This is a genomic window from Bacillus cereus group sp. BfR-BA-01524, from assembly GCF_022662595.1.
GTDB classification, from domain to species: Bacteria; Bacillota; Bacilli; order Bacillales; family Bacillaceae_G; genus Bacillus_A; species Bacillus_A thuringiensis_S.
This window is the reverse complement of the sequence record NZ_JAKUDW010000482.1, coordinates 1-218: the sequence shown is the minus strand read 5'-3', so window position 1 is coordinate 218 and position 218 is coordinate 1. Positions and strand designations below refer to the sequence as shown.

The following is a 218-nucleotide window of genomic DNA, read 5'->3' as shown; positions in this document are numbered from 1 at the left end:
CCCGAAGTCGGTGGGGTAACCTTTATGGAGCCAGCCGCCTAAGGTGGGACAGATGATTGGGGTGAAGTCGTAACAAGGTAGCCGTATCGGAAGGTGCGGCTGGATCCCCTCCTTTCTATGGAGAATTGATGAACGCTGTTCATCAATATAAGTTTCCGTGTTTCGTTTTCGTTTAGTTTTGAGAGTTCAATTCAATATTGACTCTTAAATGAGGATAT

The 218-nt window shown here is 45.4% G+C and carries 1 rRNA gene; it reads left to right on the top strand.

Annotated features, from left to right (window positions below):
• A 16S ribosomal RNA gene (locus MR170_RS31995) occupies positions 1–115 on the top strand; the annotation flags it as partial.
• Between the last annotated feature and the right edge of the window lie 103 nt (positions 116–218).